General features: G+C 63.5%; 19 protein-coding genes. 14 read left to right on the forward strand and 5 right to left on the reverse strand.

Annotation, left to right across the window (positions count from 1 at the left end):
- From AC54AF_RS24265 to AC54AF_RS24285, 5 genes are all read left to right on the forward strand, one after another.
- A partial coding sequence (locus tag AC54AF_RS24265; RefSeq protein ID WP_496638614.1) for a beta/gamma crystallin-related protein occupies positions 1–595 on the forward strand: 595 nt, incomplete at its 5' end.
- A gap of 102 nt (positions 596–697) precedes the next feature.
- On the forward strand, positions 698–1687 hold the full coding sequence (locus AC54AF_RS24270) for a beta/gamma crystallin family protein (RefSeq protein WP_496638615.1): 990 nt from the start codon (positions 698–700) through the stop codon (positions 1685–1687).
- 159 nt (positions 1688–1846) lie between these two features.
- Positions 1847–2536, forward strand: coding sequence for a beta/gamma crystallin-related protein (locus AC54AF_RS24275; protein WP_496638616.1), 690 nt, complete (start codon positions 1847–1849; stop codon positions 2534–2536).
- Positions 2537–2667: 131 nt separating this feature from the next.
- On the forward strand, positions 2668–3588 hold the full coding sequence (locus AC54AF_RS24280) for a DnaJ C-terminal domain-containing protein (RefSeq protein WP_496638617.1): 921 nt from the start codon (positions 2668–2670) through the stop codon (positions 3586–3588).
- A 3-nt stretch (positions 3589–3591) separates the two neighbouring features.
- A complete protein-coding gene (locus tag AC54AF_RS24285) occupies positions 3592–3903 on the forward strand; it encodes a chaperone modulator CbpM (RefSeq protein ID WP_034759737.1) in 312 nt (103 codons plus the stop codon).
- A gap of 3 nt (positions 3904–3906) precedes the next feature.
- Here the strand turns inward: AC54AF_RS24285 and AC54AF_RS24290 are convergent, their stop codons facing one another.
- Positions 3907–4134 carry a hypothetical protein gene (locus AC54AF_RS24290; protein ID WP_496638649.1) on the reverse strand — a complete coding sequence of 76 codons (228 nt, stop codon included), beginning with the start codon at positions 4132–4134 and terminating at the stop codon, positions 3907–3909.
- A gap of 160 nt (positions 4135–4294) precedes the next feature.
- Positions 4295–5209 carry a LysR family transcriptional regulator gene (locus tag AC54AF_RS24295; protein WP_496638618.1) on the reverse strand — a complete coding sequence of 305 codons (915 nt, stop codon included), beginning with the start codon at positions 5207–5209 and terminating at the stop codon, positions 4295–4297.
- A gap of 134 nt (positions 5210–5343) precedes the next feature.
- On the opposite strand from AC54AF_RS24295, the gene AC54AF_RS24300 reads away from it, so the two are divergent.
- The 5 genes from AC54AF_RS24300 (at position 5344) to pncB (ending at position 9362) form a co-directional block, all read left to right on the forward strand.
- On the forward strand, positions 5344–5949 hold the full coding sequence (locus tag AC54AF_RS24300; RefSeq protein WP_496638619.1) for an FMN-dependent NADH-azoreductase: 606 nt from the start codon (positions 5344–5346) through the stop codon (positions 5947–5949).
- A 113-nt stretch (positions 5950–6062) separates the two neighbouring features.
- The gene (locus AC54AF_RS24305; RefSeq protein WP_496638620.1) at positions 6063–6608 is read left to right on the forward strand and encodes a nuclear transport factor 2 family protein; all 546 of its coding nucleotides are present in this window, start codon (positions 6063–6065) and stop codon (positions 6606–6608) included.
- A gap of 361 nt (positions 6609–6969) precedes the next feature.
- The gene (locus AC54AF_RS24310; protein ID WP_496638621.1) at positions 6970–7113 is read left to right on the forward strand and encodes a hypothetical protein; all 144 of its coding nucleotides are present in this window, start codon (positions 6970–6972) and stop codon (positions 7111–7113) included.
- A gap of 116 nt (positions 7114–7229) precedes the next feature.
- Positions 7230–8093, forward strand: coding sequence for a cysteine hydrolase family protein (locus AC54AF_RS24315; RefSeq protein WP_496638622.1), 864 nt, complete (start codon positions 7230–7232; stop codon positions 8091–8093).
- A gap of 78 nt (positions 8094–8171) precedes the next feature.
- The gene (gene pncB, locus AC54AF_RS24320; protein ID WP_496638623.1) at positions 8172–9362 is read left to right on the forward strand and encodes a nicotinate phosphoribosyltransferase; all 1191 of its coding nucleotides are present in this window, start codon (positions 8172–8174) and stop codon (positions 9360–9362) included.
- A gap of 53 nt (positions 9363–9415) precedes the next feature.
- Here the strand turns inward: pncB and AC54AF_RS24325 are convergent, their stop codons facing one another.
- Both AC54AF_RS24325 and AC54AF_RS24330 read right to left on the reverse strand, forming a co-directional pair.
- A complete protein-coding gene (locus tag AC54AF_RS24325) occupies positions 9416–9715 on the reverse strand; it encodes an antibiotic biosynthesis monooxygenase family protein (RefSeq protein WP_496638624.1) in 300 nt (99 codons plus the stop codon).
- 67 nt (positions 9716–9782) lie between these two features.
- Positions 9783–10124 carry a hypothetical protein gene (locus AC54AF_RS24330; RefSeq protein WP_496638625.1) on the reverse strand — a complete coding sequence of 114 codons (342 nt, stop codon included), beginning with the start codon at positions 10122–10124 and terminating at the stop codon, positions 9783–9785.
- Between the two features lie 195 nt (positions 10125–10319).
- On the opposite strand from AC54AF_RS24330, the gene AC54AF_RS24335 reads away from it, so the two are divergent.
- The 4 genes from AC54AF_RS24335 to AC54AF_RS24350 all read left to right on the forward strand — a co-directional run bounded on the left by AC54AF_RS24335 (position 10320) and on the right by AC54AF_RS24350 (position 13730).
- The gene (locus AC54AF_RS24335; RefSeq protein ID WP_131689091.1) at positions 10320–10901 is read left to right on the forward strand and encodes a DJ-1/PfpI family protein; all 582 of its coding nucleotides are present in this window, start codon (positions 10320–10322) and stop codon (positions 10899–10901) included.
- A 64-nt stretch (positions 10902–10965) separates the two neighbouring features.
- Positions 10966–12198 (forward strand): GAF domain-containing sensor histidine kinase, encoded by a 1233-nt coding sequence (locus AC54AF_RS24340; RefSeq protein ID WP_496638626.1) that lies wholly within the window; start codon positions 10966–10968, stop codon positions 12196–12198.
- 3 nt (positions 12199–12201) lie between these two features.
- Positions 12202–12879, forward strand: coding sequence for a response regulator (locus tag AC54AF_RS24345; RefSeq protein WP_496638627.1), 678 nt, complete (start codon positions 12202–12204; stop codon positions 12877–12879).
- 155 nt (positions 12880–13034) lie between these two features.
- A complete protein-coding gene (locus AC54AF_RS24350) occupies positions 13035–13730 on the forward strand; it encodes a Crp/Fnr family transcriptional regulator (protein WP_092798371.1) in 696 nt (231 codons plus the stop codon).
- Positions 13731–13840: 110 nt separating this feature from the next.
- On the opposite strand, the gene AC54AF_RS24355 is transcribed toward AC54AF_RS24350, so the two are convergent.
- Positions 13841–15040 carry an MFS transporter gene (locus AC54AF_RS24355; protein WP_496638628.1) on the reverse strand — a complete coding sequence of 400 codons (1200 nt, stop codon included), beginning with the start codon at positions 15038–15040 and terminating at the stop codon, positions 13841–13843.
- Positions 15041–15045: the final 5 nt, after the last annotated feature.

The following is a 15045-nucleotide window of genomic DNA, read 5'->3' on the forward strand; positions in this document are numbered from 1 at the left end:
GCGGCGGGGATTCACCCAAAATATTACACCGGGGGGCTTGGGGGGGGGCGGGGGGGGGGGGGGCCGCCGCGCGGCGCTGGAACTGTATGCCGATGGCGGCCAGCGCGGCGCGTCGGCCGGCATCAACGCGGACCGCGACGACCTGGTCGACATCAGCTTCAACGACCGCGCCAGCAGCGCGCGCGTCGAACATGGCTACTGGCAGCTGTGCAGCGATTCCAACTACCGCGGCAGCTGCCGCGTGTTCGGGCCTGGCAGCCACGATGACCTGGGCGGCCTGAATGGGCGCGTGTCGTCGGCGCGCCTGGTCGATCCGCGCGAAGAGAACCGTCCGCAAAATGACGCAGGCCAGGTGGTGCTGTACGGCCGTGCCTTTTTGAAGGGACCCGGGCTGCAGGTGAACCGCGACGTCAGCGACCTGGTGCGCATGAACTTCAACGACCAGGCCGCGTCCATCGTCGTCAACGAAGGCACCTGGGAAATGTGCACCGATTCGCAGTTCAACGGCAGCTGCGAGCGCATGGGACCGGGCAAGTATGAAATCCTGGGCGCGACGCTGGAAAAGCGCATTTCCTCGCTGCGCCGCCTGTATTGAGCGTGCGATCGGGCCATCGACGTGGCCTTGTATTTGTTACACTAACACCCTGGCGCAACAGCCAGGCGAATCATCACCAAAGAATGAAGAATGGAGTTAATCATGACGGGCCCTTTCAAACACGCGCTGGCATGCGCGGCGACCTTGCTGCTCTCGCTGGGGACGCATGCCGCGGCCCACGCGGGCGAGATCACCCTGTTCGAAGACGATAATTTCCGTGGCCGCGCCGTGAACCTGCGCGAGACGACGGACGATTTGTCGCGCTTTGGCTTCAACGACAAGGTGTCGAGCATCATGGTGCGTTCGGGCACCTGGGATGTGTGCACGGATTCCGGTTTTCGCGGCAACTGCCGCAGCCTGGGACCAGGCGAATACCGCTCGTTGCCGGGCATGAACGACGCCATCACTTCGGTGCGCGAAACGGGCCGCGGCGATGGCTACAATCCGGGACGCCCGGGGCGCGACCCGGACCGCGGCAATGGCGGCTACGGCCGTGGCGGCAGCCTGGAAGTGTATTCGGGCGCGGGCCAGAATGGCGGCTCGGCGCGCCTGAATCGCGATACGGACGATTTCGTCGGCATCGGGTTCAACGACCGCACCACCAGCATCGTCATCCACAACGGCTACTGGCAGCTGTGCAGCGATTCGAACTACAACGGCGTGTGCCGCATCTTCGGCCCCGGCCGCCACGACGACCTGGGGCGCGGCCTTGAAGGGCGCGTCTCGTCGGCGCGCATGGTCGACGAGCGCGAAGCGCGCCGCCAGCAGCGATATGAGAATCAGTACCAGCGGCCGCAGTACGAGCAGCCGTATCCGCAATACCAGCAGCCGCAGTACCAGCAGCGCGGCGCCGTCCTGCTGTTCCCCGAGGCGGGCATGCGCGGCGAACCGCTGGCGCTGGACCGCAATGCGGAAGACCTGGTGCGCTTCAATTTCAATGACCGCGCCTCGTCCATCGTCGTCAATGAGGGCCAGTGGGAAGTGTGCAGCGATTCGAACTTCCGTGGCCGCTGCGAAGTGATCGGGCAGGGCGAATATGGTCGCCTGAACGGCATGGAAAACCAGATTTCCTCGCTGCGCCGCGTGCGCTGATTTTCTTCTGCCGCCATGCAGACAGGCCGCCTGCCGGGAGCATCCCGCCAGGCGGTTTTTACATTCGCTGCCGTGCGCTGACATTTGTTTTCCCTTTGTTACACTCGCCGCCTGCCGCCTGGACTACACTGGCGAAAATGTCTCAGTATTGGAGTTGCCATGGTTCGATCTTTCCGGCCCGCGCTGTTGTGCGCCGCCACCTTCCTCGCCCCCCTGGCCGCATTTGCGGGCGAAATCACCCTGTTCGAGGATGCCGGTTTCCGTGGCCGTCCCGTCACCCTGCGTTCCGATGCGGGCGATTTGTCGCGCATGGGATTTAACGACAAGACCTCGAGCGTGATCGTGCGCTCGGGTACCTGGGAAGTGTGCAAGGACGCCAATTACCGGGGCAACTGCCGCACCCTGGGACCGGGCCGCTACGGCAGCATGCCGGGCATGAACGACGCTATCTCTTCGGTGCGCGAAGCGGGGCGCCCGGGCCATGGCGGCGGCCACCGCCCCGATCACCGTCCCTACCCGCCGCGCCCTCCGCGTCCGGAGCCTGAACGTCCTCATCCCGGTTATCCCGGCCACGGCGGCGGCCACCGTCCCGACATGAACGGCGCCGTGCTGATGTTCCCTGACGCCGGCATGCGCGGCCGGCCCGTGCGCCTGGACCGCGAAGTGCATGACTTGAGCCGCTATGGTTTCAACGACCGCGCCGAATCGATCGTCGTCAATTACGGCCGCTGGGAATTTTGCGTCGATGCCAATTTCCGCGGCCGTTGCGTGGTGATGGGACCAGGCAGCTACGGCCGCCTGCACGGTGGCCTCGACCGCCGCATTTCCTCGGTGCGCCGCGTGCGCTAGGCGTTTTCCGCTGCCATTTCGCCGCCCGCGGGCTCCGTGCCTCGCGGGCGGTGTTGTATTGCGCGCGCGCGCTGCCGGCGCCAATTCGTGTACTCTTCTCATAGACAGTTCAACCATGGGGAGCAAGCACGGTGGAATACAAGGACTACTACAAGGAGCTTGGCGTCGAGAAGACGGCGACTGAGGCCGAGATCAAGAAGGCGTACCGCAAGCTGGTACGCAAATACCACCCCGACGTGAGCAAGGAAGCGGACGCCGACAAGCGCACCAAGGCCCTCAATGAAGCCTACGGCGTGCTGGGCGATGCGGAAAAGCGCGCCGCCTACGATGAGCTGGGCCGTAACCAGGGCGCGCAGGGGCAACCATTCCGTCCGCCGCCGGACTGGGGTGCGGGCTACGAATCGTCGGGCGCCGACGACAGCGACTTCTTTGCCGACCTGTTCGCCCACGTGGGCGGGCGGCGCCGCGCCGGCGGCAGTTTCCAGATGCAGGGCGATGACAGCCACGCCGCCATCACCATCGATTTGCACGATAGCTATCACGGTGCCAGGCGCCACATCGTCATGCGCGTGCCCGAAGCGGATGCACAGGGCCATGTGGTGACGCGCGAGCGCACGCTGGAAGTGACGATACCGAAAGGCGTCACGGAAGGACAGCAGCTGCGCATGAAGGGGCAGGGGAGTCCGGGCAGCGGCGGTGCGCCGGCCGGCGATTTGTACCTGGAAATCCGCTTCCGGCCCGATGCGCGCTACAAGGTGGAAGGGCGCGACGTCTTCGAGACGGTGCCTGTCACGCCGTGGGAAGCGGCGCTGGGTGGCGACATCGACGTGCCCACGCCATCGGGCACGGTGTCCGTCAGCGTGCCGCCCAATTCGCAGACAGGGCGCAAGCTGCGCCTGAAGGGGCGCGGCATTCCCGCCGCCCAGCCGGGCGACCTGTATCTGCTGCTGGAAGTGGTGCTGCCGCCGGCGAACGATGACAAGGCGCGCGAACTGTATGCAACCATGGCGCGCGAGATGGCTTTCAATCCACGCCAGAAGCTGGGAGGGTAAATCATGACAAACAAGGTAATTGGCGAATTGCTCGAAGACCGTGCCCTGAGCCTCGAGGAACTGGCGCGCGCCTGCGCCGTGGAACCGGATTGGGTGGTGCAGCACGTGCAGACGGGCGTGCTGCTGCAGGACGGCCCGCCGGCGGGGCAGCTGACGGCCTGGCGCTTCACCAGCCTGGACCTGGTGCGCGCGCGCCGCCTGCATGAAATCGAATCCGTGTTCGACGCGAACGCCGAACTGGCCGCGCTGGTGGTGGATCTGTCGGAAGAAGTGGCGCGTTTGCGCCGCCGCCTGCACGTGCTGGGCGTCGAGTAGCCCTTATGCGGGCTCGCCGTGCCGCTGCACGGTGAGCCGGCCGATATAAAACTGCCCGTTGACGACCACCCGGTGCGGGATGCCGGCCACGTCGAAGCCGGGGCCGCCGTCTTCCATCCATTCCTGCGCCAGCGAGTCGAATTGCTGCGGCGTCATGCGCAGCATCTGCGCCGTGATGACAAAACGCGCGCCAGGTTTTTGTTTGTTGATGAAGTCGTCGATGCCGGCCATGTGAAATCTCTTCAAGGTTTTATCTGAAATAGGGGGCAGCCCCCCCCGGACACGTTGGCACTAAGCTTTGCGTTGGCGGTGTTGAGGGTCTCGGCGTCCCCGTCTGACCCCAGCATTTGTTTGGGGTTTGTTGAGGCATGATACCTGTCCCCGCGCGCTTCTAGAAGACCTGTTCCAGCAACGGCAATTGCTCCGCAAAGCGCTCCGTCAGCCACTTGCCCGCCTGGCCCGGCGGCGTGTCGGCGCGCTGGATCAGGTAAATCGGGTAATTCTCGCCATTGTCGACGGCCAGCGGCAGGTGCACCAGGCGGCCTTCTGTCAAGTCGTCGCGCACCATCGCTTCGGGCATGTTGCCCCAGCCCAGGCCGGCGCGCAGCAGCGCGTGCTTGGAACCGAGGTCGCCCAGGCGCCAGTTGCGCAATCCCAGCACGCCGAAATCCTGGCCTTGCGTCAGCACGCTGCGGTCGCTGAGCACCAGTTGCACGTGTTCGCGCGCCACGTTCGATGCAATCGGCCCTGCCAGCTGCGCCAGCGCATGGCTGGGCGCGGCCACGGGAATCAGGCGCACATGGCCGACGGCCAGGCGCTCGAAGACGCTGGCCGTGGCCGTCATCCAGCCACCGAGGCCGATGTGGCAGCTGCCATCCATCACCAGCTGCGCCACGGCGCCCATGGCTTCGATGCGCAGGCGCAGGGCGACGGTGGGGAACTGCGCCTGGAAGGCCTCCAGCACGCGCACCAGCACGCAGGTGGGAAACATCACGTCGACCACCACCGACACTTCCGCCTCCAGCCCGCCGGCCAGCGCCTTGGCGCGCGCGCGCATGCCGTCGACCTTCAGGGCCACGGCGCGCGCATCGGCCAGCAGGGCCTTGCCCGCGTCCGTCAGGGTGGGCTTGCGCTTGCCACGGTCGAGCAGCAGCACATTCAGTTGTTCTTCCAGGTTGGCGATGGTGTAGCTGATCACCGACTGCGTGCGGTGCAGCTGGCGCGCCGCGTGGGCGAAGCCGCCCGCGTCGATGACGGCGACAAACACGCGCAACTGGTCGAGCGAAGGATGGCCCGGTTCTCTCATGGCGACTCCATATCTAAAAATTCGATGCTAATCATTTATATTTACACGGTTTCATCGATGGTAGACCCGAATTATGCTGTGTGCAAGGGCTGCGATGCGGCCCATCCCTTCACCCGTTTTCACAGGAGCACTTCATGAGCAAGGTCTTGTACATCAATAGCAGCGTGCGCAGCAACGGTTCCCTGTCGCGTCAATTGTCCGGCGAATTTGTCGCGAAACTGGCCGCGCAAGGCGCCAGCGTCGTCGAACGCGACCTGGCCGCGCAACCGGTGCCGCACCTGACGGAAGAGGTGATGGGCGCCTTCTTCACGCCGGCCGAACAGCGCAGCGCGCAGGCGGCAGCGGCCGTGCGCTTGTCCGATACCCTCGTCGATGAATTGCTGGCCGCCGACGTGCTGGTGCTGGCCGCGCCCATGTACAACTTTTCCGTGCCCTCGACCCTGAAGGCGTGGATCGACCACGTGGCGCGCGCCGGCCGCACGTTCCAGTACACGGCGACGGGCCCCGTCGGCCTGGCCACGGGCAAGAAAGCGGTTATTTTCACGGCCAGCGGCGGTGTCTACAGCGCAGGCCCGGGCGCCGCGTATGACTACCTGAGCACCTATCTGCGCACGGCGCTGGGCTTCATCGGCATCACCGATATCGAGTTCGTGCAGGCCGAAGGCGTGGCCATGGGCGAGGAGGCTGTCACCAGCGCGATCGCCAAGGGCCGTGCCTCGATCGAGGCCCTGGCTGCCTGAGTTTGCCGCTGTCTAGTTCCAATGGGGGATTGCCAATCTGCCATGGTTGACATAAGCTTGCCGGCGGCACGCCCCGTGCCAGCCCGGCGAGCCGTTCGCCATGAAAGTCCCCCATGCACAAGCTGGCAAGCGCAGTATTGTTCGGATGTTCGCTGTTTTCAGCAGGCATGGCGCTGGCGCAGACCGCGCCACCTGCGCCGCCCCACGTGGGCCGCCACGCCTCCACGCCGGAGGATATCCGCGCCATCGAAAAAGTCGTCGCCGACTTCCAGGCGGCCCTGATCGCCAAGGATGTCAAGCTGCTGTCGTCGCTGATGCTGCACACAAACATCCTGTTCGCCGCGCCGGCCGACGACGGTTTCATCAAGAAAATGCGCGATACGACGGACGTCCACTTCGACGGCGTCGGGGCGGCCGGCTACGTCAGTTTCGCCAACTTCATCAAGCGCGAACCCCAGCGCACGGAAGAAAAATTCTACAACGTCAAGATCACCCAGGACCGCCATGTGGCATGGGTCAACTTCGACTATGAATTCCTTGTCGGCGACAAGCTGTCCAACTATGGCGTGGAAGCATGGCAGATGGTCAAGCGCGACGGCCAATGGAAAATCCTCAGCGTCGTCTGGTCCATGCATCCCGCAGTCGCAGCGGCGAAATAGGGCCACCGCCAGGGGTGTTCAGTAGGAAGTTGTCTTCTCATAATTTTTTTCCGCATCGTCTATACTTTCAGTGGGCGTGCCGCCATGCCTGAGATGAGGCATGCGTTCCAGTTTTTCCCTGTGCCGCGTAATAAAAAGCAGATAAGTGAGTGAGTATCCTGAACAAGCGCGATTGCATGTATTCCAACCCTACGCCGGATAGGGCCGTTGAGACAGACTACCCGGGGATGTCATTTTTGGAGCAAACATCGTGCCGATAAAGTACGTTGATACGTATGAAATTAATTACACGGCGGAACCCTTACGCGGTTGCAAACTGTGGGGCGCCTATGTGTCCCTGTACACCCCCTCGAACAACCCCATGCACAGGAACAATATCGTCAAAAAGCACCGGGTGCTGGCCGACCATCCGTTTGCCACGGAAGCCGAAGCGGTCAGCGAAGCGTCCGAGGTGGCATTGCAGCTGGTCGAGCGGCGTCAGCGCCGTTATGTCTTCCACCCTTGAGCTGACTTGTTCAGACGCAAGTTATTGCGATTTGCAGGGTGCATGGCGGGCCCTGGATTGGCGTGATGGCGATGTTGCCATTATCATGCAACTTCCCGCCACGCACGAGGACCGCCATGAAACGCCAGCTGCACCTGCTTGTCATCGATCCGCAAAACGATTTTTGCGACTTGCCTGCCACCTGGCTGCCGCAGGATGCCGCACCGGCGCTGGCCGTGCCCGGCGCCCATGCCGACATGTTGCGCGTGGCGCAACTGATCCGTGATGGGGGCAGCGGCCTGACGCAGATCAGTGTGACGCTCGACGCCCACCACCGCTACGACATCGCCCACCCCGCCTTCTGGCGCACGGGCGATGGCGGCGCTGTGCCGCCATTTACGCAGATCAGCGCGCAGCAGGTGCGCGACCGTCTGTTCCTGCCCGCCGCCGGCGGCGCCTTGCCGCGCGCGCTGGCCTACCTCGATGCCTTGCAGCGAGCGGGGCGCTATCAATTGATGGTGTGGCCCGTGCATTGCGAGATCGGCAGCTGGGGGCAGAATGTCCACGCGGCCGTGCGCGCCGCCTACAACGCCTGGGAAGTGGCCAATCTGCAAGTGGTGGCCAAGCTGAGCAAGGGTTCCAACCCGTGGACCGAGCATTACTCGGCCGTCATGGCGGAGGTGCCCGATGCGCAGGATGCAGCCACCCAGCTCAACCGCGCCTTCCTCGACACCCTGCTGCCGGCGCAGCAACTCTACCTCTGCGGCGAGGCGGGCAGCCATTGCGTGAAAGCCAGCACCGAGCACATCGCCGATTACCTGGAAGCGCAGCAAGGCAAGCCGGCCCTGGCGCGGCTGGTCTTGCTGACGGACTGCATGAGCCCCGTCACGGGTTTCGCAGCCCAGCAGCGCGACTTCCTGGCCGCCATGCGCGAGCGCGGCGCGCGGCTGGCCACGTCCGCCGACGTCTTGCCGGAATTGCTGGCGAACGCAACTGCCTGAGCCATTTGTGCATCGCGCCCTGCTGAAATGCTTGTGGTGGCGTACTATTCTGGCTTCAGGAAGTTGGAGAAAACACACATGACCCCGATAGTGCGCAGTTTGCTGGAAACCGATCTGTATAAATTTACAATGTGGCAAGCATTGCTGCACGGTCATCCGAATACCCATACCGAATATGAATTTGTCTGCCGCAACGCGACCGCCTTTCCCCTGGCTGAACTGAAGGGCGAGTTGGAAGAACAGCTCGACCACCTGTGCGCGATGTCATTTGCCGACGACGAGCTGGCCTATCTGCGCACCCTGCGCTTCATGAAGAGCGACTTCGTCGACTTTCTGACGGTGTTCCGCTTCCAGCGCAAATTCATCGACGTCAGCACGGATGGCGATACCTTGCTCGTGCATGCGGCCGGGCCGCAGGTGCACGTGATGGGCTTTGAGATTTTCGTGCTGTACATCATCAACGAACTGTATTTCCGCCGCTTCGACCTCGATGCGGCCATGCGCGAAGGGCGCCACCGCCTGGGCTTGAAAGTGGCGGCCGTGAAGGAATTTGGCAAGCTGCCGCGGCGCAAGCACCCGTTCGAATTTTCCGACTTCGGCGTGCGCCGGCGTTTTTCCGGCGCCTGGCACGACGAGGTGGTGCAACGCCTGGCGCAGGAAGTACCGGAATACTTCAAGGGCACGTCGAATGTGTACCTGGCGAAAAAGCTCGGTATCGTGCCGATCGGCACCATGGCGCACGAATACATGCAGTCGTTCCAGTCGTTCGGCGTGCGCCTGCGCGATTTTCAAAAGGCGGCACTGGAAGACTGGGTGCAGGAATACCGCGGCGACCTGGGCATTGCCCTGACGGACGTGGTCGGTATGGATGCCTTCCTGGCCGACTTCGACCTGTATTTCGCCAAGCTGTTCGACGGCTTGCGCCACGATTCGGGCGACCCCGTCGAGTGGGGCGAGAAGGCGCTGGCCCACTACGCGGCCCTGCGCATCGACGCCAATACCAAGCGCCTCGTGTTTTCCGATGGGCTGGACCTGGACAAGGCCTTCGCCCTGTACCAGCACTTCGCCGACCGCATCATGACGGGCTTCGGCATTGGCACCAATCTCACCAACGACGTCGGTTTGACGCCGCTCAACATCGTCATGAAACTGGTGCGCTGCAATGGACAGTCCGTGGCGAAATTGTCGGATTCGCCGGGCAAGACCCTGTGCAAGGATGAAACCTTCCTCGCGTATTTGCGGCAAGTGTTTCACCATCCTGCCGCATAAGGTGCCGGCGCGGGCGTTCACCACCCGTGCGGCCAGCCTGTATTAAAAGCCCGTCAGAAGCCCGTCACCACCGTGCTCATGTGCTCGACCTGGGGCGGGGCGGCGAAGAAGTCACCCACCAGGCCGCGCCATGCCTGGAAATCGTCGCTGCCGCGGAAATGCACGGTATGGTCTTCCAGCGTCGTCCAGCCGACGACCAGGCGATAGGCGTCGCCGTTTTCGATCGAGCGCTCCAGGCGCATCGATTCGCAGCCGCGTGCGCGCTGGAACAGGGGGATGGCGTTCGTCACGGCCGCTTCGAAGGCAGCGTGCGTGGCCGATTTGATCTGGATGTGGGCAATTTCAAAAATCATGGCAAGTTCCACTGTGGAATGAAGGAACGCTGATCTTGCCATAATTTCGCCGCGCAGGGGGAGGACGTCAGCCTGCAAGCGCGTGTGCGCTTGCGCGCTGGCCGCCCGCGTGGCTGGCCGTGCGCTGTTCGATGTCGCATCCATTGCATGCCTGCACGATGGCGTGTGCCCTTTCCCGTTCCTGCGGGTTGCTGATGGTCACGACGAGGCGGAACATGCCGCGCCACGCGGCCTTGCCCTGTACGGGAACGGCCTCGTCGTCGACCGTGTCGAGCTGCAGCGCATGTGCGGGGAAACCATCGTCGAGCAGGGCGCTGCGGGCCTGCTGCGCATCGGAAAAATGGTCGAAGATACGGACCAGGGCGGGCGAAACAAGGGGGCTGGTAAGGAGGCTGGTAGTGGTGTTCATGGCCAGGCTTTCAAGTAGGGGCGTCCGAGTTTGACCGGCCAGCCTGTAAATAATTCTGTCTCAGCCTGTAGAATCCTCGATCAAGGCGCAAAAGTTTGATAAATATCCAGTATGGCTGCCAAGTCGCGCTAAGATACGCCTTGCGGTGCATTCTGCAGGCAGGGATGCGGGATTAATCTTTCATAGGAGAACTAAATGGCAGCGAAGAAAATTCTGTTTTTGACCGGCGATTTTGCAGAAGATTATGAAACGATGGTGCCATTCCAGGCCCTGCTGATGCTCGGTCATACCGTGCATGCCGTCTGTCCCGGCAAGAAAAGCGGCGAGACGATCAAGACGGCCATCCACGATTTCGAGGGCGACCAGACCTACACGGAAAAGCCGGGCCACCTGTTCACCCTGAACGCCAGCTTCGACGAGATCGACCCGGCCGACTATGACGCCGTGATGATCGCGGGCGGCCGCGCCCCAGAATACCTGCGCCTGAACGAGAAAGTCATCGCCGCCGTGCGCCATTTCGCCGGGGCGGGCAAGCCTGTCGCGGCCGTCTGCCACGGCGCGCAGTTGCTGGCCGCTGCCGACGTCATCCGCGGCAAGCGCATTTCCGCCTATCCGGCCTGCGCGCCGGAAGTCAAACTGGCGGGCGGCACGTATGCCGACATCGCCGTCACGGACGCCGTCACGGATGGCCAGTTCGTCACGGCGCCGGCCTGGCCCGCGCATCCTGCCTGGCTGGCGCAGTTCGTCAAGCTGCTCGGCACCGAGATCCATTTGTAACCATCATCTGCCCGGCAGGCCGCAGCGCTTGCCGGGCGCACCACTTTTCAGATTCGAGTTCTTCATGCATGCGCCGCGCAGTCAACCTTCCCGCAAACAACTTCCAGCGTCGCGCTGGCGCCAGCGCCGTCTGGCGCAAGCCGCATCGGGCCTGAGCGCCGCGCAGGAACGCCAGCTGGCCACCCTGCATGAGATTTCCACCTTGCTGGCAGGCCAGCACGCCATCGATGCGCTGTGCCGCGGCTTCCTGCGCCACGTGATGCAGTTCGCGCAGGCCGAAGGCGGCACCGTGCGCATCCTCGATCCGCAGCACGACACCGTGCACATCATCGTGCACGAGGGCATTTCCGATGCCATGGTGGAAGAAGAACACTGCATCCGCAACAACGATTGCCTGTGCGGCGCGGCCGTGGCGCAGGGCGTGATCCAGATCCGCGATTTCCGTCAGGTCGATGCGCTGCAGCGCTTCCGTTGCCAGGACGAAGGATTTATTGCCATCGCCGTCTTTCCCATCCTCGCGCGCGAGCAGGTGGTGGGCAGTTTTTCGCTGCACTTTGCGCGCCCGCAAGCCGTGCATGCGCAGCAGCAGGGCTGGCTGGAAACCCTGGGCCAGAGCCTGGGCATCGCCATCGAAAACCAGCGCCTGATCGCACGCGAGAAGGAATTCGCCGTGGCGCGCGAACGCAGCCTGCTGGCCGAAGGCTTGCATGACAGCATCGCGCAAAGCCTCAATTTCATCAGCTTGCAAGTGCAGATGCTCGACGATTCCGTGCGCCGGGGCCAGCTCGACGAGGCGGCCGAAGTGTTGCCGCTGATGCGCATGGGCGTCGAGCAAAGCTACCAGGACGTGCGCGAATTGCTGGTCAATTTCCGCACGCGCTGGCATGGCAGCGACCTGGAAAGCAAACTGTCCGAAGTGCTGGCCAAGTTCGAGCTGCAGACGGGCGTCGTCGGCACGCTGGACATGAGCGGCAACGGCGCGCCGCTGGCGCCCGAGCAGCAGTTGCAGATCCTGTTCATCGTACAGGAAGCGCTGTCGAATATCCGCAAGCACGCGCAGGCGAGCAACGTGGCGCTGCGCGTGGTCAACGGGCGCGATTTTGCGCTGCAGGTGCGCGACGACGGCGAAGGCTTCGCCGCCAACCTGCGCGACAAGAAAACGGAATTGCAGATCGGCTTGCGTATCATGCAGGAACGGGCCGAGCGGCTCGGTGCGCAATTTGCCATCGACAGCACGCCCGGCGGCGGCACGACGATCTCGCTGGCCTTGCCGGCGGCCCGGCGCCAGGCCGCGTAACAGATGACTTATCCTTATCAGGCAACAAACATAGTGAATGCACCAATCAAAATCCTGCTGGTCGACGACCACACCTTGCTGCGCAGCGGCGTCAAGCTGCTGTTGCAGCGCAATCCTCTATTCCAGGTGGTGGGCGAGGCATCGAACGGGCTGGACGGCGTGCGCCTGACGGCCGAGCTGCAGCCCGACGTGGTGCTGATGGACTTGAACATGCCCGGCGTGACCGGCGTCGAGGCGCTGCAGCTGATCTTGCAGGACATGCCGCAGAGGGTGGTACTGATGCTGACCGTGTCGGAAAACGCGGCCGACCTGGGCGCGGCCCTGCGCGCGGGCGCGCGTGGCTACTTGCTGAAAAATATCGAGGCCGAGCAGCTGGGTCAGGCCATTTGCCGCGCCGCCGCCGGCGAATCGGTGATCGCCGACGCCATGACGGCCAAGCTGGTGTCGCAGTTCCGCGCGGGACAGAACGCGCCACAGGCCGACTATGACAAGCTGACGCCGCGCGAACGCGAAGCCATGGCGTGCCTGGCGCAAGGACTGAGCAACAAGGAAATCGCGCGCCAGCTGGACGTGGCCGAAAGCACGGTGAAAATCCACGTGCAGAATATCCTCAAAAAGCTCAAGCTCAGCAGCCGCGTGCAGATCGCCGTCTACGCGGTCGAGCGCGAATTGAGTAAATAAAGATCAAACAAAGCGCAAATACACGGCAAGGAATGCGCGATTGTTTGATCTGCATGGCGTTCCGGCCTAGACAACCCTAGTTCCTTTGACGTATGGCCTTGACGGTGCCTGCGCATTACACTCTTAGTCATTCGCTAATCTAATAAGAGAGTGTCATGCATAAGGTCAACGTCGATGGCTTGCTATCGAGCCAGGCTCTGTTCCGCCATATTTCCCCTTCGCAATTAGAACAATTGCGCCAGGATGTCGTGCGCGTCGAAGTGGAAAAAGGCAAAGTGCTGTTCCGCAAGGGCGAAGTGGCGGAAGGCGCCTACGTGGTGGTCTTCGGCCTCGTCAAGCTGAGCGTGTTTTCCATGGAAGGTACCGACAAGGTACTGGAACTGATCCGCCCGGGCCAGAGCTTTGGTGAAGCCATGATTTTCCTCGATGAACCGTACCCGTTCTGCGCCGAAGCGCTCGAACACTGCCTGCTGCTGCGCATCCCGCCGCACGCGCTGCTGCGCCTGCTGGACCAGTCGCCGCGTATCGCGCGCCAGATGATGAACAGTCTGTCGCACCACCTGATGGGTTTCATCCGCAACGTGGAGCGCTGCTCCGTGCAGAACGCCACCCAGCGCGTGGTCGAGTACCTGCTGCAGGCCTCGGACCAGCAGCGTTCGAACGAGGTCAAGCTGGACCTGAAGAAAAGTTTATTGGCATCGTTCCTGAACCTGGCGCCCGCCACCCTGTCGCGCGTGCTGCACCAGCTGACGGATTTGCATTTGATCAAAGTCAGCGGTTCGTTGATCCAGATCCAGCCAGATGCGCTGAAAACCTATCGTCACGGCTCCGCCACGGCCCTGCTGAACTAAGCACCTAACATAACCTACTGCGCGTCGCGATTTGCGGCCTCCGATGCTCACTGTGCATCCGCACAGCTGCGCTTCTCAGCCGCAACTCACTGCCGCTCGCTACGGTTCTGTTAGGCGCTCTCAGCTTTTTCAGCAGGCAAGGTCAGCCGCCAGAATAGCAGGGCGAGCAAGCTGACCGCCGCGCCCAGCGCGCATACCCCATGCCAGCCCGCCAGCGCATACACGCTGGTGGCGGCAATTGCCCCCATACCGCTTCCCACCGCGTAAAACAGCATGTAGCACGCCACCAGGCGGCTGTGCGCGTCGCTGTCCTGTTTGAAAATCAGGCTTTGATTGGTTACGTGGATGGCCTGGCCCGCCAGGTCCAGCGCGATGATGCCGACGACCAGGGGCCACAGGGCCGTACCGGCAAAACCGAGCGGCAGCCACGCGGCCAGCAGCAGCAACAGGGCCGCGCCCGTCGTCCACTGCGCGCGGCCCCCGTCCGCCAGTGCCCCGGCGCGTGCCGCGCCCAGCGCCCCGATCACGCCGACCAGGCCGAACGCGCCGATGGCCGCATGGCTATAGCCTTGCGCCGTCAATGGCAGCACCAGGGCGCTCCAGAAAATATTGAAGACGGCAAACATCAGCAGGGCCAGCATGCCCCGCACGCGCAGCACCTTGTTGTGCAGCAGCATGTCCAGCATCGAGGCGAGCAGCGCGCCGTAGGCCAGCTTCTGATGCGACGGTTGCGCCGGTGGCAGCTTGCGCCACAGCAGCAGCAGCAGGGCGCAGGCGATGGCCGCCGAAACAATATACACGGCCCGCCAGTCGGCGAGATCTGCCACCACGCCGGACAGGGTGCGCGCCAGCAGCAGGCCGATCACCACGCCGCCCTGCGCCATGCCGACCACACGGCCCCGCTCGTGGCTGGCCGCGGCGCTGGCCGCATACGCGATCAAGCCCTGCGTCATGGCCGTACCCAGCAAGCCCACCAGCAGCATGCCGCCCAGTAAGGCGGTCGTGGAGCGGGCGCAGGCTAGCGCCGCCAGCGTGACGGCCAGCAAGCCCAGCTGGAACAGGGTCAGGCGGCGCCGGCTCAGCATGTCGCCCAAGGGCACCAGCAAGAGCAGGGCCAGCGCGCAGCCGAGCTGCGTGGCCGTGATGACCATGCCGCTGGCCGCTTCCGTCATGCCGAATTCGTGCGCCAGGGTGGCGAGCAAGGGCTGGGCGTAATACACATTGGCCACGCTGAGGCCGGCCGCCGTGGCAAACAGCCAGACGAGGGTGGGGGGAAGTGCTGTCGTGATGGGGAGGTTTGTATCGCGCATGGAGT

The organism is Janthinobacterium sp. JF4, assembly GCF_059617925.1.

What these genes read in the sequence shown, in the direction of transcription:
- AC54AF_RS24305 (WP_496638620.1), top strand. Translation starts at nt 6,063, where the DNA reads ATGCACAAGCTGGCAAGCGCAGTATTGTTCGGATGTTCGCTGTTTTCA.
- pncB (WP_496638623.1), top strand. Translation starts at nt 8,172, where the DNA reads ATGACCCCGATAGTGCGCAGTTTGCTGGAAACCGATCTGTATAAATTT.
- AC54AF_RS24310 (WP_496638621.1), top strand. Translation starts at nt 6,970, where the DNA reads ATGCACAGGAACAATATCGTCAAAAAGCACCGGGTGCTGGCCGACCAT.
- AC54AF_RS24295 (WP_496638618.1), bottom strand. Translation starts at nt 5,209, where the DNA reads ATGAGAGAACCGGGCCATCCTTCGCTCGACCAGTTGCGCGTGTTTGTC.
- AC54AF_RS24345 (WP_496638627.1), top strand. Translation starts at nt 12,202, where the DNA reads ATGACTTATCCTTATCAGGCAACAAACATAGTGAATGCACCAATCAAA.
- AC54AF_RS24340 (WP_496638626.1), top strand. Translation starts at nt 10,966, where the DNA reads ATGCATGCGCCGCGCAGTCAACCTTCCCGCAAACAACTTCCAGCGTCG.
- AC54AF_RS24270 (WP_496638615.1), top strand. Translation starts at nt 698, where the DNA reads ATGACGGGCCCTTTCAAACACGCGCTGGCATGCGCGGCGACCTTGCTG.
- AC54AF_RS24330 (WP_496638625.1), bottom strand. Translation starts at nt 10,124, where the DNA reads ATGAACACCACTACCAGCCTCCTTACCAGCCCCCTTGTTTCGCCCGCC.
- AC54AF_RS24350 (WP_092798371.1), top strand. Translation starts at nt 13,035, where the DNA reads ATGCATAAGGTCAACGTCGATGGCTTGCTATCGAGCCAGGCTCTGTTC.
- AC54AF_RS24325 (WP_496638624.1), bottom strand. Translation starts at nt 9,715, where the DNA reads ATGATTTTTGAAATTGCCCACATCCAGATCAAATCGGCCACGCACGCT.
- AC54AF_RS24285 (WP_034759737.1), top strand. Translation starts at nt 3,592, where the DNA reads ATGACAAACAAGGTAATTGGCGAATTGCTCGAAGACCGTGCCCTGAGC.
- AC54AF_RS24290 (WP_496638649.1), bottom strand. Translation starts at nt 4,134, where the DNA reads ATGGCCGGCATCGACGACTTCATCAACAAACAAAAACCTGGCGCGCGT.
- AC54AF_RS24315 (WP_496638622.1), top strand. Translation starts at nt 7,230, where the DNA reads ATGAAACGCCAGCTGCACCTGCTTGTCATCGATCCGCAAAACGATTTT.
- AC54AF_RS24275 (WP_496638616.1), top strand. Translation starts at nt 1,847, where the DNA reads ATGGTTCGATCTTTCCGGCCCGCGCTGTTGTGCGCCGCCACCTTCCTC.
- AC54AF_RS24300 (WP_496638619.1), top strand. Translation starts at nt 5,344, where the DNA reads ATGAGCAAGGTCTTGTACATCAATAGCAGCGTGCGCAGCAACGGTTCC.
- AC54AF_RS24355 (WP_496638628.1), bottom strand. Translation starts at nt 15,040, where the DNA reads ATGCGCGATACAAACCTCCCCATCACGACAGCACTTCCCCCCACCCTC.
- AC54AF_RS24335 (WP_131689091.1), top strand. Translation starts at nt 10,320, where the DNA reads ATGGCAGCGAAGAAAATTCTGTTTTTGACCGGCGATTTTGCAGAAGAT.